The organism is Streptomyces sp. VNUA24, from assembly GCF_029167005.1.
Taxonomy (GTDB): Bacteria; Actinomycetota; Actinomycetes; order Streptomycetales; family Streptomycetaceae; genus Streptomyces; species Streptomyces scabiei.
Window position 1 is genome coordinate 6,359,963 of record NZ_CP119143.1, and the last position, 25,518, is coordinate 6,385,480.

The 25,518-nt window shown below is 71.8% G+C and carries 18 protein-coding genes and 1 pseudogene; 10 read left to right on the forward strand and 9 right to left on the reverse strand.

Annotated elements, in window-relative coordinates; all coding sequences use genetic code 11:
- Window positions 1-51: 51 nt before the first annotated feature.
- Together PYR72_RS27295 and PYR72_RS27300 are read right to left on the reverse strand one after the other, a co-directional pair.
- Window positions 52-2,781 (reverse strand): HAD-IC family P-type ATPase, encoded by a 2,730-nt coding sequence (locus PYR72_RS27295; RefSeq protein ID WP_275457757.1) that lies wholly within the window; start codon window positions 2,779-2,781, stop codon window positions 52-54.
- Window positions 2,782-2,844: 63 nt separating this feature from the next.
- Window positions 2,845-3,804, reverse strand: coding sequence for a polyphosphate kinase 2 family protein (locus PYR72_RS27300; protein WP_275457758.1), 960 nt, complete (start codon window positions 3,802-3,804; stop codon window positions 2,845-2,847).
- A 737-nt stretch (window positions 3,805-4,541) separates the two neighbouring features.
- On the opposite strand from PYR72_RS27300, the pseudogene PYR72_RS27305 reads away from it, so the two are divergent.
- From PYR72_RS27305 to istB, 3 genes and pseudogenes are all read left to right on the forward strand, one after another.
- Window positions 4,542-4,688: pseudogene (locus PYR72_RS27305) on the forward strand (VapC toxin family PIN domain ribonuclease); the annotation flags it as partial.
- Window positions 4,689-5,366: 678 nt separating this feature from the next.
- The gene (locus PYR72_RS27310; RefSeq protein ID WP_275457759.1) at window positions 5,367-5,723 is read left to right on the forward strand and encodes a carboxymuconolactone decarboxylase family protein; all 357 of its coding nucleotides are present in this window, start codon (window positions 5,367-5,369) and stop codon (window positions 5,721-5,723) included.
- A 286-nt stretch (window positions 5,724-6,009) separates the two neighbouring features.
- A complete protein-coding gene (istB, locus tag PYR72_RS27315) occupies window positions 6,010-7,449 on the forward strand; it encodes an IS21-like element helper ATPase IstB (protein WP_275457760.1) in 1,440 nt (479 codons plus the stop codon).
- Here the strand turns inward: istB and PYR72_RS27320 are convergent.
- Complete coding sequence (locus PYR72_RS27320; protein ID WP_275457761.1) at window positions 7,433-7,636, reverse strand: hypothetical protein; 204 nt, start codon at window positions 7,634-7,636, stop codon at window positions 7,433-7,435. The genes istB and PYR72_RS27320 overlap by 17 nt on opposite strands.
- 226 nt (window positions 7,637-7,862) lie before the next feature.
- Complete coding sequence (locus tag PYR72_RS27325; protein ID WP_275457762.1) at window positions 7,863-10,577, reverse strand: helicase C-terminal domain-containing protein; 2,715 nt, start codon at window positions 10,575-10,577, stop codon at window positions 7,863-7,865.
- Window positions 10,578-10,779: 202 nt separating this feature from the next.
- Between PYR72_RS27325 and PYR72_RS27330 the strand changes: the two genes are divergently transcribed.
- Entirely contained in the window at window positions 10,780-11,844 is a 1,065-nt protein-coding gene (locus PYR72_RS27330; RefSeq protein WP_275457763.1) for a hypothetical protein, read from the forward strand.
- A 278-nt stretch (window positions 11,845-12,122) separates the two neighbouring features.
- The gene (locus tag PYR72_RS27335) at window positions 12,123-12,749 is read left to right on the forward strand and encodes a haloacid dehalogenase-like hydrolase (RefSeq protein WP_275457764.1); all 627 of its coding nucleotides are present in this window, start codon (window positions 12,123-12,125) and stop codon (window positions 12,747-12,749) included.
- 60 nt (window positions 12,750-12,809) lie between these two features.
- Here the strand turns inward: PYR72_RS27335 and PYR72_RS27340 are convergent, their stop codons facing one another.
- Window positions 12,810-13,061, reverse strand: coding sequence for a hypothetical protein (locus PYR72_RS27340; protein WP_275457765.1), 252 nt, complete (start codon window positions 13,059-13,061; stop codon window positions 12,810-12,812).
- A 165-nt stretch (window positions 13,062-13,226) separates the two neighbouring features.
- Here PYR72_RS27340 and PYR72_RS27345 point away from each other — a divergent pair, with 165 nt between their 5' ends.
- The 3 genes from PYR72_RS27345 to PYR72_RS27355 all read left to right on the forward strand — a co-directional run bounded on the left by PYR72_RS27345 (window position 13,227) and on the right by PYR72_RS27355 (window position 16,630).
- Entirely contained in the window at window positions 13,227-14,843 is a 1,617-nt protein-coding gene (locus PYR72_RS27345) for a recombinase family protein (RefSeq protein WP_275457766.1), read from the forward strand.
- Window positions 14,844-15,085: 242 nt separating this feature from the next.
- Entirely contained in the window at window positions 15,086-15,394 is a 309-nt protein-coding gene (locus PYR72_RS27350; protein WP_275457767.1) for a hypothetical protein, read from the forward strand.
- Between the two features lie 852 nt (window positions 15,395-16,246).
- Window positions 16,247-16,630 (forward strand): cold-shock protein, encoded by a 384-nt coding sequence (locus PYR72_RS27355; protein WP_005486266.1) that lies wholly within the window; start codon window positions 16,247-16,249, stop codon window positions 16,628-16,630.
- 22 nt (window positions 16,631-16,652) lie between these two features.
- On the opposite strand, the gene PYR72_RS27360 is transcribed toward PYR72_RS27355, so the two are convergent.
- From PYR72_RS27360 to PYR72_RS27375, 4 genes are all read right to left on the reverse strand, one after another.
- Window positions 16,653-17,480 carry a 1,4-dihydroxy-6-naphthoate synthase gene (locus PYR72_RS27360; protein WP_275460526.1) on the reverse strand — a complete coding sequence of 276 codons (828 nt, stop codon included), beginning with the start codon at window positions 17,478-17,480 and terminating at the stop codon, window positions 16,653-16,655.
- Between the two features lie 52 nt (window positions 17,481-17,532).
- Window positions 17,533-18,303 carry a futalosine hydrolase gene (locus PYR72_RS27365; RefSeq protein WP_275457768.1) on the reverse strand — a complete coding sequence of 257 codons (771 nt, stop codon included), beginning with the start codon at window positions 18,301-18,303 and terminating at the stop codon, window positions 17,533-17,535.
- A gap of 16 nt (window positions 18,304-18,319) precedes the next feature.
- Complete coding sequence (locus PYR72_RS27370) at window positions 18,320-18,790, reverse strand: hypothetical protein (protein ID WP_275457769.1); 471 nt, start codon at window positions 18,788-18,790, stop codon at window positions 18,320-18,322.
- Window positions 18,791-18,864: 74 nt separating this feature from the next.
- Window positions 18,865-20,211, reverse strand: coding sequence for an MFS transporter (locus PYR72_RS27375; protein ID WP_275460527.1), 1,347 nt, complete (start codon window positions 20,209-20,211; stop codon window positions 18,865-18,867).
- A gap of 850 nt (window positions 20,212-21,061) precedes the next feature.
- Between PYR72_RS27375 and PYR72_RS27380 the strand changes: the two genes are divergently transcribed.
- Window positions 21,062-21,994, forward strand: a complete 933-nt coding sequence (locus tag PYR72_RS27380; protein WP_275457770.1) for a DUF3027 domain-containing protein — start codon at window positions 21,062-21,064, stop codon at window positions 21,992-21,994.
- 314 nt (window positions 21,995-22,308) lie between these two features.
- A complete protein-coding gene (locus PYR72_RS27385) occupies window positions 22,309-25,461 on the forward strand; it encodes a molecular chaperone Hsp90 (protein WP_275457771.1) in 3,153 nt (1,050 codons plus the stop codon).
- The last annotated feature ends 57 nt before the right edge of the window (window positions 25,462-25,518 follow it).

Sequence of the window (25,518 nt, forward strand, 5' to 3'; positions counted from 1 at the left end):
CCCTCCGTTCCGCCCTGCCGCTCCCGGTCCTCTCCGACCGGTCTCGACCATTCAGGCGTCTCTCGACCGACGTGCCATGAGCTTGCCCAGTTCCCACAGGAGCAGAAGCGCCAGGGCGGCCAGCAGCGCCCAGCCGAACTGCCGCGCGTTGATCTCGGTCGTCCCGAGGACGCGGCGGAAGCCGTCCATCTGGGTCACCAGCACCGCGAGCACGAACTGGGTCAGCGCCACCCAGTTCATCTGCCTGCTGTCGAAGGTGGACGTCGTCAGCACCGACTCCGTCTCGCTGCGGCACTCGAACGCTGCCACGACCAGACAGAGGGCGAAGGCGGTGAACGCGATCGACTGACCGGTCCCGACGCTGTCGAACAGAGCCTGACCGAGCTTGATCAGCCCGAGCAGGAGGCCGGTGATCGCCAGCCCGCCGAGTCCGACCGTGACCAGGACGGGCCGGGTCAGGACCGACTCCCCTCGCGGGCGCGGCCTGCGGCGCATGAGTCCGGGGCTCTCCCGGTCGAAGCCCAGCGCGAAGCCGAAGGAGGCGTTGACCACGAAGTGGATCCACAGCACCTGCGGCGGGGTGAAGGGCTCACCGGCGGCGATGTTGAAGACGGTGGCCCCGAGAAAGGTCAGGACGAACGTGACCAGCAGGAGCAGGACGAACCGGATGTACTTGGTGAGGTTGTCGTAGAGCCTGCGGCCCTGTTCCACGGCGTAGACGATGGTGGCGAAGCGGTCGTCGGAGAGGATCATGCGTCCGGCGTTCTTCGCCACGTCCGTTCCGCTGCCCATGGCGATACCGATGTCGGCGCCCTTGATGGCGGGTGCGTCGTTGACGCCGTCCCCGGTCATCGCCACGACATCGCCCTTCTTCTTGAGCGTGTCGGCGAGCAGCACCTTGTGCTCCGGCGCGACGCGCCCCACCACGCCGATGCCGTCGATGCGGGCGAGCTGCTCCTCGTCGCTCATGGCGGCGAAATCGGCGCCGAGGACCGCCTCTCCGGGGATGCCGAGCTGTCGCGCGATCGCCGCCCCTGTGGTGACGTCGTCACCGGTCACCATCCGGACCCGGATGTGCCCCGCCTGCGCGTCGGCCACGGCGGCTCTGGCATCCTCCCTGGGCGGATCGACCATGCCGACGAGGCTGGTCATCCGCAGGTCGGTGACATACGCGAGCAGGTCGCCGTCCGGATCGAAGCCGGCCGGGTCCAGATCTCGGGTGGCCGCGGCCATCACCCGGCGCCCCTCGCCGCCCATCCGCTCGGTCTGGGTCTCGGCGCGCGCGCCCAGTTCGGCGTCCCACGGGATGGTCTCGCCCGCCGCGAGCGCGGTGGAAGCACGCGCCACCACCGCCGGGACCGCGCCCTTGACGAAGCACCGGACGACCTGCCGCCCTGAGGCGTCGACCACCGAGTTGAAGGTGGCCATCAGCTTGTATTCCGGGTCGAACGGCAGCGTGGCGAGCCGAGGAAGACCCTCCCGGGTGGCGTCGATGTCCAGCCCGGCCTTGTGCGCGAGCACCAGCAGCGCGCCCTCGGTGGGATCGCCCACCACCTCGCCGTCCACCAGCTTCGCGTCGCTGGCCACCACGTACGGCACGATCGCGTCCTCGACGCCCGTGGAGGAACCCGCGGCATGGTGGACCTTCCCGTCGAGCCCGTAGCCGGTACCCGAGACGGTGTACCGGTCGGTGGGACTCACCACTTCGACGGCGGTCATCTGGTTCATCGTCAGGGTGCCGGTCTTGTCCGAATTGATCGCCGACGTGAACGCGAGGGTCTCGACCGACGGCAGTTCCTTCACGATGGCGTTCCGCTTCGCCAGGTTGAGGCTGCCGACGGACAGGATCGCCTGGGTCACGGTCGGCAGGGCCTCGGGGATGGCGGCGATTGCCAGCGACACCGCGCTGACGAACAGGACGTCCCAAGCCTGGTCGCGCTGGCGCCCCAGGACGAACATCACGATCATCGTCAGAGCCGCGGCCCCAGTGATCCACAGCGTCAGGGTGTCGAGCTCCTTGGTGAGCGGCGGTACCTCCTTCTCGGTGGCCGACAGCATTCCGGAGATCTTGCCGACCTCGGTTCCGGCGCCGGTCGCGGTGACGACGAGGATGCCGCTGCCGTGGGTGACCGGGGTGTTCATGAACGCCATGTTCGTCCGGTCGCCGGGCGCGGGCAGGGGGCCCTGCAGTGTGCCGGCGTCCTTCGCGGCGGGCACGCTCTCGCCGGTGAGCGCCGACTCGTCGATCTGCAGGGCACTGGCCTCGATGATGCGTCCGTCCGCAGCGACCTGGTCCCCGGCCGCGATGAGCACGATGTCGCCGACGACCAGCTGCTCGGCAGGGATCTCGGCCTCCGTCCCGTCCCTGCGCACCCGCGCCGTCGCCTTCATCATCGACTGCAGCGCGTTCATCGCGCTCTCAGCCTTGCCCTCCTGACGTAGGCCCACGACCGCGTTCAGCAGCGTCAGGACGATCAACAGGATCGCGGTGGTCCACTCCTTGATGAGTAGCGAGACGACGGCCGCGACCACGAGGACGATCTGCATGTAACTGCGGTACTGCAGGAGAAACCGGCGCCAAGCCGGGGTTCGCTTCTCCTCGGGCAGCGCGTTCGGGCCGTGCGCGGTCAGGAGCTGCGTGGCCCGTGCCTTGGAGAGACCCACCGCCGGATCGACGCCGAAGGCCGCCACGACCTCCTCGGGAGCGCGCGCGTACCAGCCGTCCTGCGAAGGCCGATGCGGCCGAGGCTGTTCTCCCACGGGATTCGAACGCGTCGTCATCGTTCTGCCTCCGATCCGTGGCCACGGACGGGCCCGGCGCGGTCGCGCACCGGGCCGGCATGTCTAGCCGCGCTTCTTCTTGGCCGATGGATGCCGGTCGGCATATGGGTCCGCCGACGCCCCGGCGGGGGCTTCCCGCTCCAACTCACCTTTGGTGACGAGCAGTTCCTTCCGTGCCGCTTTCCCCACGTCGGGGTACCGCGGATCGATGTCCATCAGGCTGTGCGCGAGGATCGCCGCCGCGCAGATCCGCGCGAACCACTTCCGGTCCGCCGGCACGACGTACCAAGGCGCCCACTTCGTGCTCGTGGCCGACAGCATCTCGGAGAACGCGCGCTGGTAGTCGTCCCAGTGGCGCCGCTCCCGGACGTCGGCCGCGGAGAACTTCCAGTTCTTCTCCGGCAGGTCGATCCGCTTCAGGAAGCGGGTGCGCTGCTCCTCCTTCGACAGGTTGAGGAAGATCTTCACCACCTTGAACCCGTTGTCCGTGAGGTAGCGCTCCCAGTGGTTGATCTCCCGGTAGCGCCGCTCCCAGATGCCCGGCCCGCGTGTGTCGTCCGGCAGCTTCTGCCGGACGAGGTTCTCGGGGTGGACTCGCACGACGAGGACCTCCTCGTAGTGCGAGCGATTGAAGATGGCGATCTCGCCGCGCGCGGGCAGCCGGGCGGCGTAGCGCCACAGGTAGTCGTGGTCGAGTTCGTCGGCGGAGGGCACCTTGAAGCTGCTGACCCGTACGCCCTGGGGGTTGACGCCGCTCATCACATGGCGGATCGTCCCGTCCTTGCCACCGGCGTCGAGGGCCTGGAGACAGAGCAGCACGCCGTACGTGTCCTGGGCGGCCAGCCGCTCCTGGTACTCGGCCAGCAGCGACACCCCGGTGCGCAGCAGCTCGATCCCGTGCCGCTTCTTCAGACCGGCCTTGTAGCGAGGGTCGTAGTCACGCTCCAGGCGCACCTTCGACCCCGGTTTCACCCGGAGTGGCCCGACGAAATCCGCGATGCGTTCGGCTCTCTCGTCCGACATCAGGATCAGCCCCTCGCTGGACCGGGGTGAGCACGGCGCGTCCCGGATGCCGCCCTGCCGTCGCCGGCCTGACTTGAGGCGGTGCCGTCGGCATCACGGAGCACCCTGCGAGACCGGCGTTCGACCAGGATCGGGATGTAGGCCCTGACCCTGGCCTGACGGAAAGAGTCGTACGCGGCCCTGACCGTCGCCTCTACGGTGACCGCGTCGACCGATGGATAGGCTGCACTCAGCCGCACCACCATGTTCTGGATGGACACGAGTTCGTCACGCGAGCCGTGTGACGGGAGGTTCGGCTGCGCAGCCGAATCAGTGCGCTCCACAGGTTCGGGGCGACGACGCAAACCCTCGACGGGAACGCATGCGACCTGAGGAGTCTGCTCTTCGATCGTCATGGCCGTTGATCCCATGTCCCACGACCTCCGGACCGCAGAACCACGTATCCCGCCACAGCCGCGACAGGATCCCTTGTGCTCATTGTCCGCGCGCCCGGACAAGATCGCTCCCTGAGGCCGGGGGCGGGAAGCCATGGAAGGAGGAGGCGTCCGCACGCCCGGGCGACTGATCGAGGGAACTCGTCATCGGTTCCCCGCGCGCGCTTCCGCTTTCACCCGCGTGATGTCACGGCTACGGCACCTTGCGCGACCTGGGCCTGGACGCCGAAGTTGCCGTACCCGCCGCGGGCGGCCACAGGTGCCGACGTAACCGACGGGCAGGAAGCGGGGGTGCTGTTGACCAACATGGGGGAAGCAGGCCGGCACGCCCACGCGGCCGACTATGCCACTGACGCGATCCTCACCCTCGACCGACGGGGCTTCCGGACCGTACGGCCATTGGGTCGCCACAAGGCGTTCCGGGTACTCCCGGACGACCTTCCGCTCTGACGCGAGATCCTCGGCGGCCAAGCGCGCGCTCCCGCAAGGAAGTTGTGTCCCCTCGTGTCGAGTTGAGCGATGATCGGTAAGCGTCCGGCGTCGTTCGGGACGGGCAGGCTGAGTGCTCTCACCGCACGGACCTGCTGATGGTTGACGTGAAGTTGCAGGTCAGTGCTGTACTACAACGTGAGCGGGCTGCACCCCCGAAACACTCATGCCCACCGCGTGCCCAATCTTCGAGCACGACTTGTGCCAGAAAACGCGGGAGAGCCCCGCTCGCGCAAAAGCCCCAGGCCACTGACCTGGGGCTTCAAGAAGAGCGGGTGACGAGAATCGAACTCGCACTCTCAGCTTGGGAAGCTGCGGGCCCATGGGGGCCGATTCGCGTCCTGACCTGGAGGAACGGTGGAGCCTACTGACATGGCACGCGAACGGCGACCCCGATGCGCCGGACGTCACCGTGACGCCCCTGTTCCGCTCCTCGGACGCTTGCACGTTCGAGGAACAGGACGCAGAGCGCATGGCTCCGGCCACTGCAAGATCGCCACGCCTGATCCGGTTGACCGGCTCGACGCGCGCCGCCATCTGAGGGTGCCTACGCTTGAGTCGCAACCGCCGGGCAGGCGAGGGGGACGCGTTGAGCGGGGGGCGGTTCAACTCCCTACAGCACGAGAAGGAGACCCCAGCATGGCTACTGCATCTGAGACTCCGGTACTCGACACGATCGCCGCCATGACGATCGACTCCATCGAGCGCTGCCACATGGACGAGCGGACGCTCATCCTCGCCCGCATAGCCGCACTCGTCGCCATGGACGCACCGGCGATCTCCTACCTGGCCCACATCAACCCAGCGATGAAGGCCGACTTCACGGTCGAGCAGCTGCAGGACCTTCTCGTCGCGATCGCTCCGGTGGTAGGGACGGCGCGTGTCATGTCGGCCGCAGGCCACATCGCCCAGGCGTTCGGTGTCGCACTCGCCGTGGCCGAGAGCGAGGCCGAGGCCATCGCACAGGCCGAGGCCGACAGCCGCAACGCCTCCTGAGACAACCCTGCATCGGTGGTTGCTGGCTAGCAGTGCATTACAGCAACCACCCCGGCTGCACAGCTCGGACCTATTCGTTAGTGTGTGCATCGCACCTGATCGTATGGACGATGAGGGGACCATTCACACGCGGCACCTTTCGATTCGGCCAAACGTCCAGTGTGCCTGATCGACAAGGATTCTCGCGGCCCCGATCCTCCGGACCCACGGTCTTATTACATGTCTATTCATTCCGATGAGTGGCAGGAATTCAGATTTGCCGCATTGATTCCGAAGAATGCGCACCGTGCAGCCAACCACCCCGGCAGACCCGGTCACCCCGTCCGTCTCTCCGCAGGGCACCACGCTCGGCTACGCCCTGTTCGCCACCCGCTGGCTCCAGGCACCCCTGTACTTCGGCCTCGTCGCGGCGCAGGGGGTGTACGTCTACAAGTTCTTCAACGAGCTGTGGACGTTAATCGTCAGGTGCGTGGGCGGCAGTGCCACCGAGACCTATGTGATGCTCGCCGTGCTCAAACTGGTCGACGTGGTCATGATCGCCAACCTGCTGATCATGACGATCGTCGGCGGCTACGAGACCTTCGTCTCCCGCATCGGCCTCCAGGGCCACCGTGACCAGCCGGAATGGCTCTCGCACGTCAACTCCAACGTGCTCAAGGTCAAGCTCGCCACCGCCATCGTGGGCATCTCCTCCGTCCACCTCCTCCAGATGTTCGTGGACGTCCACCACACCTCGCACCACGCCCTGCTCTGGGGCACGGTGATCCACATGGCCTTCATCGCCTCCGCGGTGCTCCTGGCGTACATGTCGGGGCCGATGCTCCGCGAGGACAAGGGCCACGGCTGCTCCCACCCCGGCCCGTCCCACACCGCGAAGCCGTTCGTGCCGAACCCGCGGGTGCCGGCGGAGCCCACGGGGTTCCGGGACGAGGCCGGCGGGCCCACGCCGTCGCCGGGACCGGACCTGCTGCCGAAGGGCCCGGCCGCCTCCGCCCTCCGGCGGGGGACCCTGCCGATCCCGGCCCAGGCCGCCCCGTACGAGAACCACCTGGCCGACGACGGCCGGGTCTCCGCCCCCGGGACCCGGTTCACCCGGGGCGGGGCCCGCATCGTGCCGTACGAGGCCCGGCCCACGCCGCCCCTGGCCGAGAGCGGGGTCGAGGGGCGGGTGCGGGCGGCCGGCTTCCCGGCGCGGAAGCTGCTGGAGGACTTCGACACGAGCCACCCGTCCTCCTTCGACCGACGGGTGCTGACCCGGCTCGGGACGCTGGACTTCATGGCCGCCGGACGGAACGTGGTGTTCGTCGGCGCCCCCGGCACCGGCAAGACGCACCTGGCGATCGGGCTCGGCGTACGGGCCTGCCAGGCCGGGCACCGGGTGCTGTTCGCGACCGCCACCGAGTGGGCCGCGCGGCTGGCCGGGGCACGGGCCGAGGGCAGGCTCGCGGAGGAGCTGACCGCGCTCGACGCCTGCCCCCTGCTGATCGTCGACGAGGTCGGCTACCTCCCCTTCGACACGGACACCGCCCGGCTGGTCTTCCAGCTGATCGCGCACCGCTACGAGCGCGCCTCGCTCGTCGTGACCAGCGACCGGCCGCTCGGCCGCTGGGACGAGATCCTCGGCGGGGCCGCCCCCGCGGTCGTCGACCGCCTCGCGCACCACGCCGAGATCGTCCGCCTCGAAGGGGACAGCTACCGGGTCGGCCGCGTCACTTCAGCAGGCTGACGTTCTGGATCAGGGGCCCCTCCACACCGATGCCCTCACCCACCAGGGTGCCGAGTTCGGGCAGGGGCAGGGGCGGGTTGGCCGCCGCCGGGGAGGCGAGCACGCCCACCAGGGCGACGGCGGCCAGGGCGACGGCGGCCAGGGTGACGGCGGCCAGGGCGGGGACGAGCGTGAGAAGGCGGCGCATGCGTACGGGTGGGCCTTTCGAGCGCAGGGAATCGATCTCGATCGGACCCAGGGTGGCTGCCCCGCCGCCCGCCCCCCGATGCGCACACCGCCGCCCGACCGCCCGTCCGGGGGATTTCACCCGGTGGCCTGCATGAACGCCGGGGTACGCCCGTACGGGTGAGGGTCGGGAGACGGCTTGATCGACTTGATCGACACGGGCGGATCCGAGGGGGCCGCGCCGCCGCTCAGGTCGTGTCGTCCGCCAGCTCCGCGACGCCCGTGATCCGGTGCAGCGGGAACGTCCGCACCTCGTCCGCCGTGTGGTCGTACGCCGTCACGAAGCCGCCCTCCACGCGGACCGGGGCGATCACACGCTGGCTGGCGGAGCCCTCGGCGTTGACGTAGCCGATCCACAGGGCCTCGCCGGTGAGGACGGCCGCCTGCATGGTCGCGAGGGTCTCGGCTGAACCCGTGCGGGGCAGAGCGCCCGACGGGGCGGGCTCCCCCGTCGTCCGGCGGGGCGCGGTGGAGGCGAGGTCACCGGCGCGAATGGCGCGGATCGCGGCGCCCAGCAGCGTGTCGTCCGGCGCCGGAGGCCCGTCCGGGACGGGCTCCGGGGCCGTGCGGGGCGGAGTGCGACGGGCATGGGCCCGGGTGATCAGGACATCGCCCTCCGCCGACTCGGCGGCCGGCGCGTAGCCCATCGCCCGCAGCCCGTCCAGCAGCGTCGCCGGGTCCGCCTGCGCGGCGAGCACGGTCGGCGCCAGCCGCCGCAGCCCGAGCCCCTGCGCGCGCCTGTCGGCGAGGATCTCGCTGAGCATCGCGTCGTCGTCGCAGCGCACGTACGCCGACGCCGCGCCGATCCGCAGCTGCCCGTGGCGCCGGGCCACGTCGTCGATGAGATACGCGAGCGGCTGCGGGACCGGCGTACGGGAGTGCGCGGCCAGGAAGTCGTGCAGGTCGGAGGCGCTCCGGCCCGCGTCCAGCGCCCGGCGCACCGACCCCGGCGTGAACCGGTACACCGTCGCGCCACCCTTCGACTCCACGTCCGCCAGGACCCCCAGCGCGTCGGCCAGCGGCCGCTTCAGCGGCCCGGGAGCCACCGCCGTCAGGTCCGCCTGCAGCAGCACGTGGTCCAGCGGCTCGGGCAGCAGCGGCGCGAGCAGCCGCGCGGCCCGGGAGGCGGCCACCGCCCGCTCGGCGACCGGGTCGGGGGAGGGCGCCGGAGGGTGCGGCAACGGAACGTGATGGGCGGGGAGCCGGTCGCCGGGCGTCTCCGGCAGGTCGGCGGGGGCCGCGTCCTCGTGCGGCAGACCGAGGAGCGCGCGGCCGTGCGAGGACAGCGCGCCCCGCCCGGTGACTCCCAGCGACTCGGCCTCCGACAGGGTCCACCGGGCGATCCGGGCCCGCAGATCGTCCCCCTGCCGGGCCTGCGACGCAGACGCCGACGCCGACGCAGACGCAGACGCCGACGCCGACGCAGACGCAGACGCCGACGCCGACGCCGACGCCGACGCCGACGCCGGGGACGAGGACGAGGACGATGACGCGGGCTGCGGCGACGGGGACTGCTGACCGCCGCGCGTGGGGCGCTCCCAGTGCAGCCGGGCCAGCACGGAGTCGGGCGTGGCCGACGTGCCCTCCGGCAGCCCCGCCAGCAGCGCGAGGACCCGGTGCCGCACCTCGGGCGCGGCCGAACGGTCCAGCCCCGGCCCCAGCGCCGACAACGTACGGTCCTTGGCGTCCCGCTCACCGATCACCCCGGCCGTACGGGTCGCCGACAGCCACGCCGTGGCCAGCCGCGCCCAGCGCTCGGCGGCGGGCAGCTCCAGCCACTCGTCGTACGCCGGGGTCGCGGCGTACCGTTCGTCGGCCTCGCCGTCCGACGCCAACAGCCCCGCCGCATAAGCCAGTTCGACCCAGAACGCGGTGGTCTGCTCCGGCAGGTCCAGGGCCGCGGCGGTGCGTTTCAGGTCCCGCACACTGAGCCCGCCCGCGCGCAGGACGCCCGGCCCGCCCTCGTCCCAGTCCTTCAGCAGCTCCTCCACGGTCGCCAGCGCGGTGTACGCCTGACCGGCCGCCGTCGCGTCCACCACCTGCGGACGGTGCGCGCCCGACGCCTCCACGGGCGGCGGCAGCGGCCGCACCTCCCGGTGCGCCCGGCCCGCCCGCAGATGCAGCGCCACCTCGCGCGGCAGGACGACCGTGCCGGGGGCGGTGGGCAGCAGCAGACCCCGGTCCAGCAGCCACCGCAGATGGCCCGCCGGACTGGCCGTGACCTGCCCGTACGGCGGCCCCCACATCAGCCGCGCCAGCACGTCGAGCGACTCCGGGGGCGCGGCGGCGAGGAGCGCGGCCATGCGGCGGCGATCGCGGAACAGCCCGCCGAGGGCGGTGACGGCCGACACCGAGTCGTGGGTGCTGGCCAGCCCCGCCTCCGCGACGATCTCCTGCACCCGCCCCGGCGACATGCCCGCCGTGGCCTCCGCGACGGTCGGCCCCAGACCGGTCGGGGAGGGGTGCTGCGGGGAGGGGGCGAGCAGCTCCCGGGCCGTGCGTACGAGACGCAGCCGGTCCTCGGGACCCCACACGAGGGCCTGGTCGCGCAGGGCGCCGAGCGCGTGGGGCAGCGCGGCGGTGACGGCCGGGTCGCCCTCGTCACCGGCCAGCAGTCCCGCGAGTTCGCCGTACGACGCCGGGTCGGACGCCACGGCCAGGGCCTGCGCGGTCTGCAGAGCGAACCGGTCCAGGCGCTCCAGGGCCCGCACCACCGAGGCGCGGGTCCCCGCGCGGGTCGCGAGCTGGGTCAGGTCGGTCGGCACGGGCGTGATGAGGTCCGGCCGCGCCCGGAGCAGCACGGCGAGCGAACGGTCGTCCCGCCCGCGCAGCGCCTCCGCCAGCGAACGGGGGGCTCCACCGGCAGGCGCCGCCTCCGTGGGGGTGTGCTCCTCGGTGCTCATCCGGCCAACGTTAGCGCCTGGGCTCCGCCGGGCTGGGGCGCCTCAGGGGGTGGGGGCGTTCGGATCGTCGGCGGGTGCGGGTCCGGTGGGGCTTCTCGCGCAGTTCCCCGCGCCCCTGAAAGGCGGGGGCTGCGCCCCGTGCCTTTCGGGCGGAAGCGATAACGTCGGGAGGAAGCACGCGCGCCAACCCCGGAGGGGCTTCGTGGGGATTGAGAGCGACCAGGTCGTCTACGAGTATCTGAGCCGGGTCGGTGATCTGGCTCAGCAGCGGCAGCTGCCGTCGGCGACGCGGATGCGTCTGGTGGCGGGGCTGAGGGACGAGATCGACCGGCGGCGGGCCAAGGCGCCCGTCGACAGTCCGGCCGCCGTGCGGCGCATCATCGCCCGACTGGGTACGCCCGGTGAGGTCGTCGAGGCGGCCGGGGCGCCCGGCGACGTACCCGAGCCCCGGGCCGCCGCGGTGCCGGTGCAGCGGGCGACCGGGGCGGACGGGGACGGCACGGACGACGCCGGGGAGCCGGCCAAGGGGCTGTCCCGGGGGCTGCGGAAGGTCGTTCCGCGACCCCGCCCCGCCGACGCCGGCATCGCGCCGCCCCCGGCGGGCGGTGCCGCCCCGCCGCATCTCGCCCCGCTGCACGAGCTGGGCGACGGCGACGCACAGCCCGACTGGTGGCGGGTCGGCGGCGGTGGGGGGCCCGCGGGCGCGGACATCGGGTTCGGGCTGGGGGACTCCGTTCCCGGGTTCGTCGGCGGTGTGGAGATCCCCGAGCTGCTGAAGCCGCCGCCGGTGCGGGCCGAGGAGGAGGCGGTTCGCGGAGCCGCCGAGAAGGAGAAGGAAGCGGCGGCCGCGGCGGCGGCAACGGTCGTCACGGAGGAGGACGGCGGACGGCGGCGACGGCTGCGGCTGCCCCGGCTGCGGGCCTCGGGGGCGGGGTGGAGCAATCCGCTGCTGCTGCTGGCCGCCGCGCTGCTGGTCGCGGGGGCGGTCATGGGGAGCCTGGTGCCGCTGGGGCTCGGGTGGTTGATCGCCTACCTGTCACGGAGGCTGACGCCCGCCGAGTCGAAGTGGGCCGTCATGGGCATTCCCGGGGCGGTGGCCGCGGGCGGGGTCGTGTGGCTGTGGGGACGTACGGACGGGCGCTGGGGCGAGCCGATCGCCGAGGGCCACATGGGCGCTGCGCTGGCGGATGCGTGGCCCTGGTTGCTCCGGGTTGCTGCGGTGTCCTCGGCGCTGTATCTGTTCTGGCGGTCGCAGCGGCCCCGGTGAGGGTGGGGGTGCCGTGTGCTGTGCTTGGGGGTGCGCGGGGGAGCTCGGGGGTGCGGGTGCGTTGGCGGGTGCGGCCCGGTGGGGCTTCTCGCGCAGTTCCCCGCGCCCCTGAAAAGCCGGGGCTGCGCCCCGTGCTTTTCAGGCCCGCAGGGCCCATTGGCTTTCAGGCCCGCAGGGGCCTGATGCTTTTAGGGGCGCGGGGAACTGCGCGACCAGCCCCCACCGGGCCGCACCCGCCAACGCACCCAGGAGCCTCCCCGCACCCCCCTCGCCCCACAATGGGCGGTATGACTTCTCGCGCACTCACCGTCGGGTTCGATCTCGACATGACCTTGATCGACTCACGGCCGGGGATCCACGCCTGCTACGAGGCACTGGCGGCGCGGACGGGCACGTACATAGACGCCGACCTGGCGATCACCCGCCTCGGCCCCCCGCTCGCGGACGAGCTGGCGTGCTGGTTCCCGGCCGCGGACATCCCGGCGATGGCGGAGCTCTACCGCGCGATGTACCCGGCGATCGCGATCGCGGCGACCCCCGCGATGCCGGGCGCGCCGGAGGCCATCGCGGCGGTCCGGGCGGCCGGCGGGCGGGCGATCGTCGTCACCGCCAAGTACGAACCCAACGCCAAGCTGCACCTGGAGCACCTCGGCATCGAGCCCGACGTGGTGGTGGGCGACCTGTGGGCCGAGGCGAAGGCGGCCGCGCTGCGCGAGCACGCCGCGAGCGTCTACGTCGGCGACCACACCGGCGACGTCCGCGGCGCCCGCACCGCCCGGGCGTACGCGGTCGCCGTGGCCACCGGCCCCTGCGACGAGCGGGAGCTGCGCGAGGCCGGCGCCGACGTCGTCCTGGCGGACCTGACGGCGTTCCCCGCGTGGCTCACGAGCCACCACCGCCCCTAGGGAATCAGAGACAGGGAATCAGAGACAGGGCATCAGGGGCAGGGCATCAGGGGCAGGGCATCAGGGACGTACCTCGCGCGCCCTTCTGCGCCCCGCCGCGACGGACTGCAGGACTCCCGCGCCGGCGACGAGGAATCCGACGCCCATGAGCATGCTCAGGACGAACATGTAGGTCGGGAACGGCTCCGTCCCGAGGAAGAGCGGGGCCACGGTGACGAGGGTGGCCACGGCGCCGACGAAGAACACGATCGCCCCGGCACGGATCAGCCGGTCACCGGGTTCGGCGGAATTCGGTTGGGTTTTGTCACGCACCCGACCAGGGTAGTTCCCAGCGCGAGGGAACAGTCGGCCGACGTCTTGTCACCCGTCGAGAACACCGTCGGAACATCTTCCGGACGCGTGCTCGAAAGAATGAGCGTGCCTACCGAAAAGTACGAGCCTGTCACCTCGGCACATATAGAACACTACGCTCCTGCCATGACACCTGGTCTGCGCTACCTCGCCTGCCTCCGGCTGTCCGCCGACTCGGACGGCTCCACGTCCATCGAGTGGCAGCGTGGCGTGATCCGACACCACGTCAGTTCCCCGCACCTGTCCGGTGTTCTGGTGGGGGAGGCGGAGGACACGGACGTTTCAGGCTCGATGAGCCCTTTCAAGCGCCCCAAGCTAGGACGCTGGCTCACGAAGCGAGCCGATGAGTTCGACGTGATCATCGCAGCGAAGATGGACAGGCTGACCCGTCGCTCGATGCACTTCAACGACATCCTGGAGTGGGCGCAGGAAAACGGGAAGTTGATCGTCTGTGTTGAAGAGGGGTTCGACCTGAGCACCCCTCAGGGAAAGATGATGGCTCGCATGACGGCTGTCTTCGCAGAGGCCGAGTGGGACGCAATCCAGGCGCGCATCCTCAACGGCGTACAGAGCCGCCTGGAGAACCGTTCATGGCTTACGGGCGCTCCGCCTACCGGCTACCGAATCAAGGCCGTGGAGGGAGGCAGAAGGAAGGTGCTGGAGATTGACCAGGACTTCCACCCCTACGTAGAAGAGATTTTCACCCGTGTCCGTGAGGGGCAGTCCACACATCGGATTGCCCGAGACTTCAACAGTCGCGGGGTGCTCACATGGGGAGATCACCTCAGGAAGTTGAGGGGGGAGAAGATCAGGGGAACGCAATGGCAATCGACCGTCATCAATAAATTTCTGCGCTCCTCTTGGATTCCCGGTGTTTATACGTACAAAGGGGAGGCTGTTCTGGATGATCAGGGAGAGCCTGTCATTCTTCCGGAGAAAACTCTGGCATCCATGGATGAATGGGCAGACCTGGTTGACAGGATCAAACCGGCTTCCAAGCATGCAGGGGCAGAAAGTCGTACAGGGGGAAAGAGTCTGCTTGCCGGTGTCGCGCGCTGCGGAGAGTGCAATTCACCCGTGACCTCTCTCCTTGGCTCCGGCCACACCAGGAAGGACGGCGAGAAGATGCCGGGACACAGGTATTACCGCTGCTCCAGCAAGTTCAAGGGTGGCGGCTGCGCCGCGGGCCTCTACGTCCGTGCCGATGTGCTCGACGCGTGGGTCGAGCAGGAGATTCGGGGAAGCGTCGGAACCTGGGAGATGTACGAGCGAGCCGGTAAGGGCCCCTCTCGGGCACGGGAACTCCAGTCGGCAAAGGTGCGCCTGGAAAAATTGGAAGCCGACTTTCTGGCAGGAGAGTACGACGGTGAGGGGCAGGGAGAGTCGTACCGGCGTATGCATAAGGGGATGTCGGCGAAGGTGGTTCTCCTGGCCAGGCAGGAGGAAGAGAGGGTGAACTCGACTCTCAGGGCGACAGGGAGGAAGTACGGGGAAGTGTGGGAGTCCAAAGGTCGAGAAGACCGTAGGGAATTCCTCCGCGCTTATGAGGTGAAGGTCTGGGCCTGGAGCAAGGGGCAGGACGAAAGCGGAAGGGGAATGGTCATGGACCTGGGAGCTATCCAGGACATGGCGAGTGAGCTTGCTCTTGCCCGCCCTGGAGAGAAAGGCGGGACGATGAAAATGGTGATCAGTCATAACGTCACCGAGGAATGCCGATCGAAGGCGTTGGCGTTCAGCCGCTGAGGAGAGGTGAAAAGAGAGGACCTGCCTTTGGCGGTTGAATGCGGATGGGAGGTGGTCGGGTCCTCCGCGTGCCTTGCCTTTCCATACGGCTGTCCCACCTGATCCCGGACGCCTCGATCGGCAGCAGGGCCGCTTCTGGCCGTAGTTGACACGGTCTGCTGAGTGCCGCCCCTTGGGCGCCGTGGCTGATCAGCGGCCTCCCGGTCGGCGTCTGGGTGGACCGGCTGCGACGCAGACCGATCATGCTGGCCGCCGCCGCGGTCTCCTTCTTGCTCTTCGCCAGTGTCCCGGTCACCGCATGGTTCGGCTGGCTGAGTATCGGACCACTGCTGACCGTCGCCCTGCTGACAGGCACGGCAGCGGTGTTCTTCCAGACCGCCTACAGCGCCTGTCTCGCCTGCCTCCTGGAGCCCGAGGGCAACGCCAAACTGCACGGCAGCGCGTCCGCCGCGCAGATTGCCGGGCTCGGCTCCGGCGGTCTGATCGCACAGTTGGCGGGTGCGGTGAACGGGATGTTCGCCAAGTGGATGTGCGCGAGGGCCTGCGACTGATCGCCGTCGACCCTTGGTTTCGCACGTTCACACTCTTCGGAGCCGCCTCCAATCTGGCGCTCATGGGATACCAGTCGATCCAGGTGGTCTTCCTGGTCCGGAGCGTCGGCCTGCCCCAGGGGCGGTCGGTGTTCTCGTCGCGGCTACCAGTGCCGGAGGCGTGGCAGGGGCATTCGCCGCGCGTCGTGTCGCTCACCGGATCGGCACGGCCCGCGCGCGACACTGCTGTTCGAACTGGTACTTCCCCTGCTTGCTCTGCTCATCCCGTCATCCCGTCATCCCGCTGACCGTCGACGGGGCCGGGATCCTGCTTCTGGCAGGCGGCTTCAGCGTCTCCGCAGGCGTCGTCGCCGGCACCCCGCTCGCCGCACTGATCCTGCTCTTCTCCCCGATCCGGGCATCCCGGGACCTGCCCAGATCCCGCCGACCGACGAGGGAATTCCAGACTTCGACCGGATTCTGATGATGGGGCCCCGTTACCACGCGAAGACCGCGACCGAACCCGGAGGCCGGAATCGCTCTCCGCATTCCTACGGGAACTCTCACCGGCAACTGCTCGCCCAGGGGTGAGGGAAAGTTCCTTTCACCATGAGGTCGCCTTTGCTGAGCTTGAGCGCACCCGCGCCGGTCTCTACCCCGTCAAGGCTGCAGGAGTCTCCCCCCCCACGTACCCTCTACCGGCACATTGGACGGCCCCTCACACTCCCTGCACCACGTTGCGCATCTGTCGAGACGGGCAGGGGCTCAGTCTCGTTTTAAGGCGTGTTCGGGTGGAGAGACCCCCGGTAGGCTGTCGCAACGGCAGATCAAGGGTGTCCGGCCAGTCCGGGAGCGATCGAGGGAGCGTGTGCTTTGCCGACTGGCAAGGTCAAATGGTTCAACAGTGAGAAGGGCTTCGGCTTTCTCTCCCGTGACGACGGCGGTGACGTCTTCGTCCACTCCTCCGTACTGCCCGCCGGTGTCGACACCCTGAAGCCCGGCCAGAAGGTCGAGTTCGGGGTCGTCGCCGGTCAGCGCGGTGACCAGGCGCTCTCCGTGACGATCCTGGAGCCGGCCCCCTCGGTCGCCGCCGCCCAGCGCAAGAAGCCCGACGAACTGGCCTCGATCGTGCAGGACCTGACCACGCTGCTGGAGAACATCACGCCCATGCTGGAGCGCGGCCGGTACCCCGACCGTGCCGCGGGCGGGAAGATCGCGGGTCTTCTCCGCGCCGTGGCCGACCAGTTGGACGTCTAGCGTCGGCAACCGAGCAGGTCGCCTAAGGGAATTCGAGCGCGTCCGGGCCGAGGGGCGGTACCAGTCCCTCGGCCGCCGCGCGGGTGAGCAGACCTCTGACGGCCGCGTAGCCGTCCTCGCCGAGGCCGGCCGTGAACTCGTTGACGTACAGGCCGATGTGCTGGTCGGCGACGGCCGGGTCCATCTCCTGGGCGTGTTCGAGGACGTACGGGCGGGAGATCTCGGGGTCGTCCCAGGCCGCCCGGACGGAGGCGCGGATCGTGTCGGCGAGCCCGGTCAGGGCGTCGGCGCCCAGTGAGCGCTTCGCGATGATCGCGCCCAGCGGGATCGGCAGCCCGGTCGTCCCCTCCCAGTGCTCGCCCATGTCGGCCAGCTTGTGGAGGCCGTAGTTCTGGTAGGTGAAGCGGGCCTCGTGGATGACGAGTCCCGCGTCGACCCTGCCGTCGCGCACGGCGGGCATGATCTCGTGGAACGGCAGCACGACGATCTCGCCGACCCCGTCGGGCAGGGTGTCCGCCGCCCAGAGGCGGAAGAGGAGGTACGCGGTCGACCGCTCGCTCGGCACGGCCACCGTACGGCCGGTGAGGTCCGTGCCCGGCTCCCGCGTCAGCACCAGCGGGCCGCAGCCCCGTCCGAGCGCCCCGCCGCAGGGCAGCAGCGCGTACTCGTCGAGGACGTACGGCAGCACGGCGTAGGACACCTTCAGCACGTCGAGTTCACCGCGCTCGGCCATGCCGTTGGTGATGTCGATGTCCGCGAACGTCACGTCGAGCGCGGGCGCGCCGGGAATCCGGCCGTGCGCCCAGGCGTCGAAGACGAAGGTGTCGTTGGGGCAGGGCGAGTACGCCATGCGCAGCGCGGTCGTCCCGGCGGGGGTGGTGGCGGGGTTCACGGGCGCCGCCTCAGTGCTCGTGGGCGTCGGAGGGGGCGTGGTGCTCGTGGGGCTCATGTGACGCGTAGGGCTCATGGGGGTCCCAACTCTCCAGTACGGGCGTGAGCTTCCCGTAGGCCGCGGTGAGTGCGGTCAGCGCGTCGCCGATGCGCCAGGCGGCGCGGTCGCGCGGGCCCACGGGGTTGGAGACGGCGCGCAGTTCGAGGACGGGTGTGCTGTGGGCGGCGGCGGCCTCGGCGACCCCGAAGCCCTCCATCGCCTCGGCCAGTGCGCGCGGGTGCCGGGCCCGCAGGGCGGCCGCGCGCTCGGCGCTGCCGGTGACCGTGGAGACGGTGAGCACGGTGCCGGTGCGGGCGCCGGCGGCGGTCGCGGCGGCGCGCACGAGGTCGCGCGGCGGGTGGTGGGTGACGGCGCCGAAGCCGAGGTCGGTGACCGGGACGAAGCCGTCCGGGGTCTCGGCGCCCAGGTCGGCCGCCGTGATCTCGTCGGCGAGGACGAGCGCGCCGAGGGGCGCGTCGGGCGGGAAGCCGCCCGCGATACCGGCGGACACGACCAGCCCGTACGGCCTGCCCGCCAGGGCCGCCGCGGTCAGCGCGGCGGCGGTGGAGGCGGCGGCGAGGGCGGGGCCCACACCGGCGGCGAGGAGGTCGTGCTCGTGCGGGGTGCCGTGGAAGCGGTGGAGGGTGCCCGCCGGGATGCGTACCTCGGTGGCGGGGCCCGGGAGCGCCCGTGCCACCGCGTCCCGTTCGGCCGGGACGGCGGTGGCTACGAGGATGCGCATCGGCGGCGGCAGGGGATCAGGCGTCCGGGTTCGTGAGCTTGAAGTTCCACACGCCCTTGATCGCCGAGCCCGAGGCGTTCTGCTCGACGATGCTGATCGTCAGCGACTTCTGGGCGGGCTGGCCGGGCTGGGTGGCGAAGAGGCCCGGGTTCTCGAAGGACCAGTACGTCTTGTCGAACGTGTCGCTGGTGGCCTGCTCCCCGTTGATCCACAGGGCCCAGCCCGTCTTCGCCACCTCCGGGTCGACGCCGATGCGCAGGGCCTTGCCCTCCGGCAGTTCGATCGACTTCGAGGGCTTCTCCTCCGCGCACTCCTTGGCCTGGGCGACGTCGAGGGTCCGGTAGCACTCGGCCTCGGCGCTGATCGACTCGGTGCCGATCGTGACGGTGGCCATCGGCGTCGGCTCATCGCAGGCCGACAGGACGAGAAGTCCGGCGGAAACGGCGCCGAGAGTGGCTGCGGCGCGACGGGAACGCGGGAAGGTCATGGGCGAAGGCTATCTGGCCCGTCCGGGGGTGCCCCTACGTGGGGTACGGCGTGCCGGGCCGGCCGGGGAATCGGTCAGGCCACGCGGGCGCGGGGGGCGCCGCCGTGGCGGGCGGAGGAGAGCAGGCCGCGCACGGTGGTGAGCCAGCCCGCGGCGACGATCGCGGCGGCCATGGCCATGCCGAGGGTGCCGTTGAGGGGGAGGGCGATACCGATGGCGCCGCCGACCACCCAGGCCATCTGCAGCAGGGTCTCGGAGCGGGCGAAGGCGGAGGTGCGGACGAGTTCGGGGACGTCGCGCTGGATCAGGGCGTCCAGGCACAGTTTCGACAGGGCTTGCGAGAAACCGGCGACGGCGGCGAGGCAGGCGATGAAGAACGCGCTGAAGAACAGGGCCGCCGTGATCGCCACACCGAGTTCGACGGCGACGACGGTGACGATGATCAGCTCCGGCGACCGCTGCTTCGCCCAGGCCCCCACGGCGGTGCCCAGGGCGTTTCCGGTGCCGGCCGCCACGGCCACCATGCCCAGGGAGACGGCGGCGCTCTGTCCGTGCAGGGGGTGGATGCGCAGCAGGAACGCCAGGAAGAAGATCAGGAACCCGGAGAGGCCGCGCAGCGCGGCGTTGGCGGCCAGGGCGTGGGTGACCGCCGGGCCGACGGTCCTGAGGCCCGGCCGTTTCAGTGTCTCGCTGCGGTGCGGGCCGTGCAGGTGCTCGGGATCGGCCGCGAGCAGGGCCCGGTCCTCGCCCTTGGCGGAGTCGACCTTCGCGGGGAGCGTGAAGGAGAGGAACGTACCCGCGACGAAGATCACGAAGGCGCCGTAGAGCGGCCAGCGCGGGCCGAGGGCCTGCAGCCCGGCGCCGATGGGCGCGGCGACGCCGGTGGCCAGCAGGCCGCAGAGGGTGACCCGGGAGTTGGCCTTCACCAGGGAGAACCGGGGCGGGAGGAGGCGGGGGACGACCGCGCTGCGGACCACCCCGTACGCCTTCGACGCGACCAGGACGCCCAGGGCGGCGGGGTAGAGCTGGAGGCTGCCGGTCTCGACGGCGCCGACGAGGAGGAGGGCGAGGAGGGCGCGGGCCAGCATGGCGCCGGCCATCGCGGCGCGGCGGCCGTGCGGGAGGCGGTCCAGCAGGGGGCCGACGACGGGGGCGAGGAGGGCGAAGGGGGCGAGGGTGATGGCGAGGTAGAGGGCGACCCGGCCGCGGGCCTCGTCGGTGGGGACGGAGAAGAACACGGTGGAGGCGAGGGAGACGGTGATCATCACGTCGCCCGCGCCGTTCACTCCGTGCAGTTCGATGAGTTTGCCGAGGCCGGACTCGCCGGCGCCGTGGGCGTGGGTGGCCTTGCGGATGCCGCGGGCGGGGCCGGTGAACGGCAGGTGCAGGGCGCGGCCGACCGAGCGGACGGCGCCGGTCACCCGGCCCGATCCGCGCGCTCCGCTCCGCTCGGCGCCGGTCACCTCGTCATAGTGCCCCGAGAAGGGGGACCGTAGTGCGCCTACCGCTCGGATGGCCCCGACGACGGCCGGTCTCCTACGACGGCCGGTCCCCGGCGACGGCCGGTCCCCTACGACGGCCGGTCCCCGGCGCGGCGGGTCGGCGGGGTGAGTCGGCGGGGTGGGTTGTCTGTCTGCGGGCGGGTGGGGGCTGGTCGCGCAGTTCCCCGCGCCCCTGGGGTGCCGGCCTGAGATTTTCTGGTGGGCCGGTGTCGGGGTGGTGGGGTCGGTTGTGTGTCTGCGGGTCGTGGGGGTTGATCGCGCAGTTCCCCGCGCCCCTGAAAAGCCGGGGCTGCGCCCACGGATTTCAGCGCCGACACCGGCCGCCTTCCGGGCCCGCGGGGCCCTGGGCTTTCAGGCCCGCAGGGGCCTGGGCTTTCAGGGGCGCGGGGAACTGCGCGAGAAGCCCCACCGGCCCGCGGACGGGCTGCGACCTCCGGGTATCCGCAGCCTGCCCGGTGGTTTTCTGCCAACTGCCGGGGGCGCCCACAGAGCCCCCGACGCACCCCTCCCCGCCCGGGCCCAGCGCAGCGGATTCGTGGAACCGCTACGTCGGTGTGGGCGCAGAGCCTCGGAGAAGGTAGCGTGCATAGCGCGCCTGCGGCGGTTGTTCTCGGCCGCGCGCCTCTCGTTCATCCCGCAGAATGGATGACATAGGTGCGCCCGAGTGCGATCGGGCGCGGACGTCGACGCGGCCCCCTGGTCCGCTCCGTCCGCACCCCCCGCCGAGGGAGGCGCACTCGTGAGACGGCGTAGGAGAGAAGCGATACCTGTGAGCGCAGCGACAACGCGAAGCCGCACCCCCGACCGTCTGTGTGCCGAGGCCGTCGACCTCGCCCGCTCCGCCGCCGAGGAGGCCGCCGCACCAGGCGTGGTCGGCGAGCACGCGGGGCTCGTGTCCGAGGGCGACCGGGTCGTGACGCACTTCTTCGAGTGCAAGGAGATGGGCTACCGAGGCTGGCGCTGGGCCGTCACCGTCGCCCGCGCCTCACGCGCGAAGTTCGTGACGCTGGACGAGGTCGTCCTGCTCCCGGGCCCCGACGCGCTGCTCGCGCCGGAGTGGGTGCCGTGGAGCGAGCGGCTCCGTCCCGGCGACATGGGCCCCGGCGACCTGCTGCCCACGGACGCCGAGGACCTGCGCCTGGAGCCCGGGTACTCCGGCGAGGACGAGCCCTTGCCGAACTCGCCCGTCTCGCACGACATGGCCGAGCTGGTGGAGGCGGAGGACGCCGAGGTCACCGCCGGGGTCCCGGCGAACCTGCCGCTCGCGCCGACCCGCGGATCGATCGCCGCCGTCGCCGAGGAACTGGGCATGCGGCGCGCCCGGGTGCTGTCCCGGTACGGGCTGCACACGGCCGCGGACCGCTGGGAGGAAGGGTTCGGGGCGAAGACGGCGATGGCGCAGGCCGCGCCGGCGGCGTGCGTGAGCTGCGGGTTCCTCGTCGCGATCGGCGGTTCCCTGGGGCAGGCCTTCGGGGTGTGCGCGAACGAGTTCGCTCCGGCGGACGGGCGCATGGTGTCCCTGACGTACGGCTGCGGGGGGCACTCGGAGGCGGCGGTCATGCCCGCGCCGCCGCGGCCGGCTCCGCCGCGGCTGGACGAGACCCGCGTGGACCCCTTCCCGCTGCGGCCGTCGGCGGATTCCGGGTCGGTGCCGGTGGGTTCGGAGGAGGCCGAGTCCGAGGCGGATCTGGGGCATTCATAGGGCCTTCTCGAAGGGCGCCTCACAGCTCGGGGGTGCGGGTTTCGTCGGCGGGTGCGGCTCCGGTGGGGCTTCTCGCGCAGTTCCCCGCGCCCCTAAAAGCCAGGCCCTGCGGGCCTGAAAGCACAGGTTCCGCGGGCCTGAAAAGCACGGGGCGCAGCCCCGGCTTTTCAGGGGCGCGGGGAACTGCGCGACCAGCCCCCACCCACCCGCACCCGCCCACGTACCAGCTACCCCCCACCCCCCTGAGCGCACGGCCGGGCCGGCGCAGCGACGCGGTACCTTCGTGGACACCAGGCGACAGGGAGAAGTGAACCGTGAGCAAGTTCGTGCGGCCGGCGGCCGAGGGTGCGGACCCGTTCGGGACGGCTCGGCTGCGCCGGGGCGTGCTCGACGCCTGGGCCACCAGTCCGGCCCGGTTCCGTGAGGACGCCAACGCCGAGGAGGATCTCGTCCTCGGCGGCTACCGCGACCGCCTCGTCGTGGAGTTGGCGCAGAACGCCGCCGACGCGGCCGCGCGGGCCAAGGTGCCCGGCCGGCTGCGGCTGACGCTCCGCGACGGCGTCCTCGTCGCCGCCAACACCGGCGCCCCCCTCGACGCGGGCGGTGTGGAGTCGCTGTCCACGCTCCGCGCGTCCGCGAAGCGGGATGCGCAGGGCCACGACGGTGCCGTGGGCCGTTTCGGCGTCGGTTTCGCCGCCGTGCTCGCCGTCACCGACGAGCCCGCCGTCGTCGGACGGCACGGCGGTATCCGCTGGTCGCTGGCCGAGGCGCGGCTGCTGGCCGCCGAGACCGCCCGGCACAGCCCGGGCCTCGGGGACGAGATCCGCCGCCGGGACGGTCATGTGCCGCTGCTGCGGCTGCCGTTCGCGGCCGAGGGGAGCGCCCCGGAGTCGTACGACACCGTCGTCATCCTGCCGCTGCGCGACACCGCCGCCGCCGACCTCGCCGAGCGGCTGCTGCACGCGGTCGACGACGCGCTGCTCCTCGCCCTGCCCGGTCTCGACGAGGTCGTCATCGAGATCGGCGCCGACGAGGTGCGGACGGTGCGGCGGAGCGTGGAGGGGGCGCACGTCGTCGTCGAGGACTCGCGGGACGGGGTCACGCGCTGGCGCACGGCCGCCGAGCACGGGGCGCTCGACGCCGCGCTGCTCGCCGACCGGCCCGTCGAGGAGCGGCTGCGGCCGCACTGGTCCGTCACCTGGGCCGTGCCGACCGGGCCCGACGGCGCGCCGGTACGCCCGCGCACCAGCCCCGTCGTGCACGCGCCCACCCCCAGTGACGAGGCCCTCGGCGTGCCCGCGCTGCTCATCGCCTCCTTCCCCCTGGACACGACCCGGCGGCACGCGGCGCCCGGTCCGCTGACCGACTTCCTGGTGGAGCGCGCGGCGGACGCGTACGCGGGGCTGCTGGCCGCCTGGGAGCCGGTGGCCGAGGGGATCATCGACCTGGTGCCCGGCCCGCTGGGCAAGGGCGAGCTGGACGGCGCGCTGCGCCGGGCGATCCTGGAGCGGCTGCCGCGCACCGCGTTCCTGCCGCGCGCGGTGACGCCCGAGCCGGACGACGAACCGGACGGGCTGGAGGGGTGGACCGCCGCCCTGCGCCCCCGGGACGCCGAGGTCGTCGAGGGCGCCGGCGCGGAGACCGTGCGGGTGCTCGCCGACGTCCTGCCGAGCCTGCTGCCCGCCGGGCTCGAACGGCGCGCGGAGCTGCGCACGCTGGGCGTCGCGCGCCTGCCGCTGGGGGACGTCATCGACCGGCTCGCGGGCCTGGAGAAGGCGCCCGACTGGTGGCGGCGGCTCTACGACAGCCTCGCGGGCGTGGACCCGGACCGTCTGTCCGGCCTTCCCGTCCCGCTCGCGGACGGGCGGACCACCATCGGGCCGCGGCAGATCCTCCTCCCGGCCCCCGACGGCCCGCAGGCGGCCCGCCCCGAGACCCTGGCCCGTCTCGGGCTGAAGGTCGCCCACCCGGACGCCGCGCATCCGCTGCTGGAGAAGCTGGGCGCCCTGCCCGCGACCCCGCGCGCCGTGCTCACCACCCCGCAGGTCAGGGCCGCCGTCGCCGCGTCCCTGGACGACGACGGCGGGGTCTGGGACGAGGAGGACGGACGGCCGGACGCCGACGAACTCGCCGACCTCGTCCTCGCCCTGGCCCGGGACGCCGCGCTCGAACCCGGCGACGAACCCTGGCTCGGCGCCCTCGCCCTGCCCGACGAGGACGGCGAACTGGCTCCCGCCGGTGAACTCGTCCTCCCCGGCAGCCCCTTCGCCCGGGTCATGCGCGAGGACGAACTCGCCCTCGTGGACGCCGAACTGGCCGACCGCTGGGGCGAACAGCCCCTGGCGGCCTGTGGAGTCCTCGCCACCTTCGCCCTCGTCCGCGCCACCGACGTCGTCCTCGACCCGGACGAACTGGAGCCGCGCGACGGGGACTTCGCCGAACCCGACGACGCCGGACTGCTGGACGCGGTGGACGTGTGGTCCGAGGACGTCCTCGACCGTTTCCCGGACAGCCCCGTGCCGCCGGTCGCGACGGAGATCGTGGCCGTGCGCGACCTGGACCTCGTCGACGAGGACCGCTGGCCGGAGGCGCTCGCGCTGCTCGCGCAGCCGCCGCTGCGCGACGCCCTCGTCCAGCCGGTCCGCGTGCTGCTCCCCGACGGCACCCACGAGGTCGTCCGCCCCTACACGGCCTGGTGGCTGCGCGGGCACCCGGTCCTCGACGGCCGCCGCCCCGCCGGTCTCCTCGCGGCCGGCGGCGACCCGCTGCTGCGCGGCCTGTACGACGAGGCCGACGCCACCGGCTTCGACGACGAGCAGGTCCTGCGGGCGCTGGGCGTGCGCACCTCGGTGGCCGCGCTGCTGGACGAGCCGGGCGGCGCCGCCGAGCTGCTGGACCGGCTGGCCGACCCGGACCTCCCGGTGTCCGCCGCCCAACTCCACGGTCTGTACGGCGCGCTGGCGGACCTCGACCCCGACCAGGTGACCCTGCCGGACGAGCTGCGCGCGGTGGTGGACGGCGAGGTGACCGTCGTGGACGCGGCCGACGCCGTCGTCGTCGACTCCCCCGACCTGCTGCCCTTCACCGCCGGGACACCCCTGCTTCCCGTACGGCCGTCGCGGGCCGGGGAGCTGGCCGAGCTGTTCCAGGTGCGGCGGCTCAGCGAGTCGGTGACGGGCGAGGTGGACTCCGAGGGCACGGAACACGACGTCCCGGAGGCGGTGCGGGTCCTGCTCGGCCCGGCGACCCCCGCCTCGTACGTGGAGCACGAGGAACTGCTCGTCGACGGCGTGGAGCTGGACTGGCGCCGCACCCGCGACGGCGTTCTGCACGCCGCCACCCTGGAGGGCGTCGCCGCGGGGCTCGCCTGGGCGGCGGGCCAGTGGCCGCGCCGCTTCGAGGTGGCCGCCCTGCTCGAAGACCCGTCGAGGACGGCGGAACTGGCACGGGACCGCTGGTTCGACTGAGGGGCGGACACACCGTCGAGCGGCGGACACATGGCTGAGAGGCGGACACACGATGAG

Bases quoted from the DNA above. Each gene is read 5' to 3' on its own strand.
- PYR72_RS27295 (WP_275457757.1), bottom strand. From the start codon at position 2,781: ATGACGACGCGTTCGAATCCCGTGGGAGAACAGCCTCGGCCGCATCGG.
- PYR72_RS27300 (WP_275457758.1), bottom strand. From the start codon at position 3,804: ATGTCGGACGAGAGAGCCGAACGCATCGCGGATTTCGTCGGGCCACTC.
- PYR72_RS27310 (WP_275457759.1), top strand. From the start codon at position 5,367: ATGGCTACTGCATCTGAGACTCCGGTACTCGACACGATCGCCGCCATG.
- PYR72_RS27320 (WP_275457761.1), bottom strand. From the start codon at position 7,636: ATGCGCCGCCTTCTCACGCTCGTCCCCGCCCTGGCCGCCGTCACCCTG.
- PYR72_RS27325 (WP_275457762.1), bottom strand. From the start codon at position 10,577: ATGAGCACCGAGGAGCACACCCCCACGGAGGCGGCGCCTGCCGGTGGA.
- PYR72_RS27335 (WP_275457764.1), top strand. From the start codon at position 12,123: ATGGGCGGTATGACTTCTCGCGCACTCACCGTCGGGTTCGATCTCGAC.
- PYR72_RS27345 (WP_275457766.1), top strand. From the start codon at position 13,227: ATGACACCTGGTCTGCGCTACCTCGCCTGCCTCCGGCTGTCCGCCGAC.
- PYR72_RS27350 (WP_275457767.1), top strand. From the start codon at position 15,086: ATGCTGGCCGCCGCCGCGGTCTCCTTCTTGCTCTTCGCCAGTGTCCCG.
- PYR72_RS27360 (WP_275460526.1), bottom strand. From the start codon at position 17,480: ATGGCGTACTCGCCCTGCCCCAACGACACCTTCGTCTTCGACGCCTGG.
- PYR72_RS27365 (WP_275457768.1), bottom strand. From the start codon at position 18,303: ATGCGCATCCTCGTAGCCACCGCCGTCCCGGCCGAACGGGACGCGGTG.
- PYR72_RS27370 (WP_275457769.1), bottom strand. From the start codon at position 18,790: ATGACCTTCCCGCGTTCCCGTCGCGCCGCAGCCACTCTCGGCGCCGTT.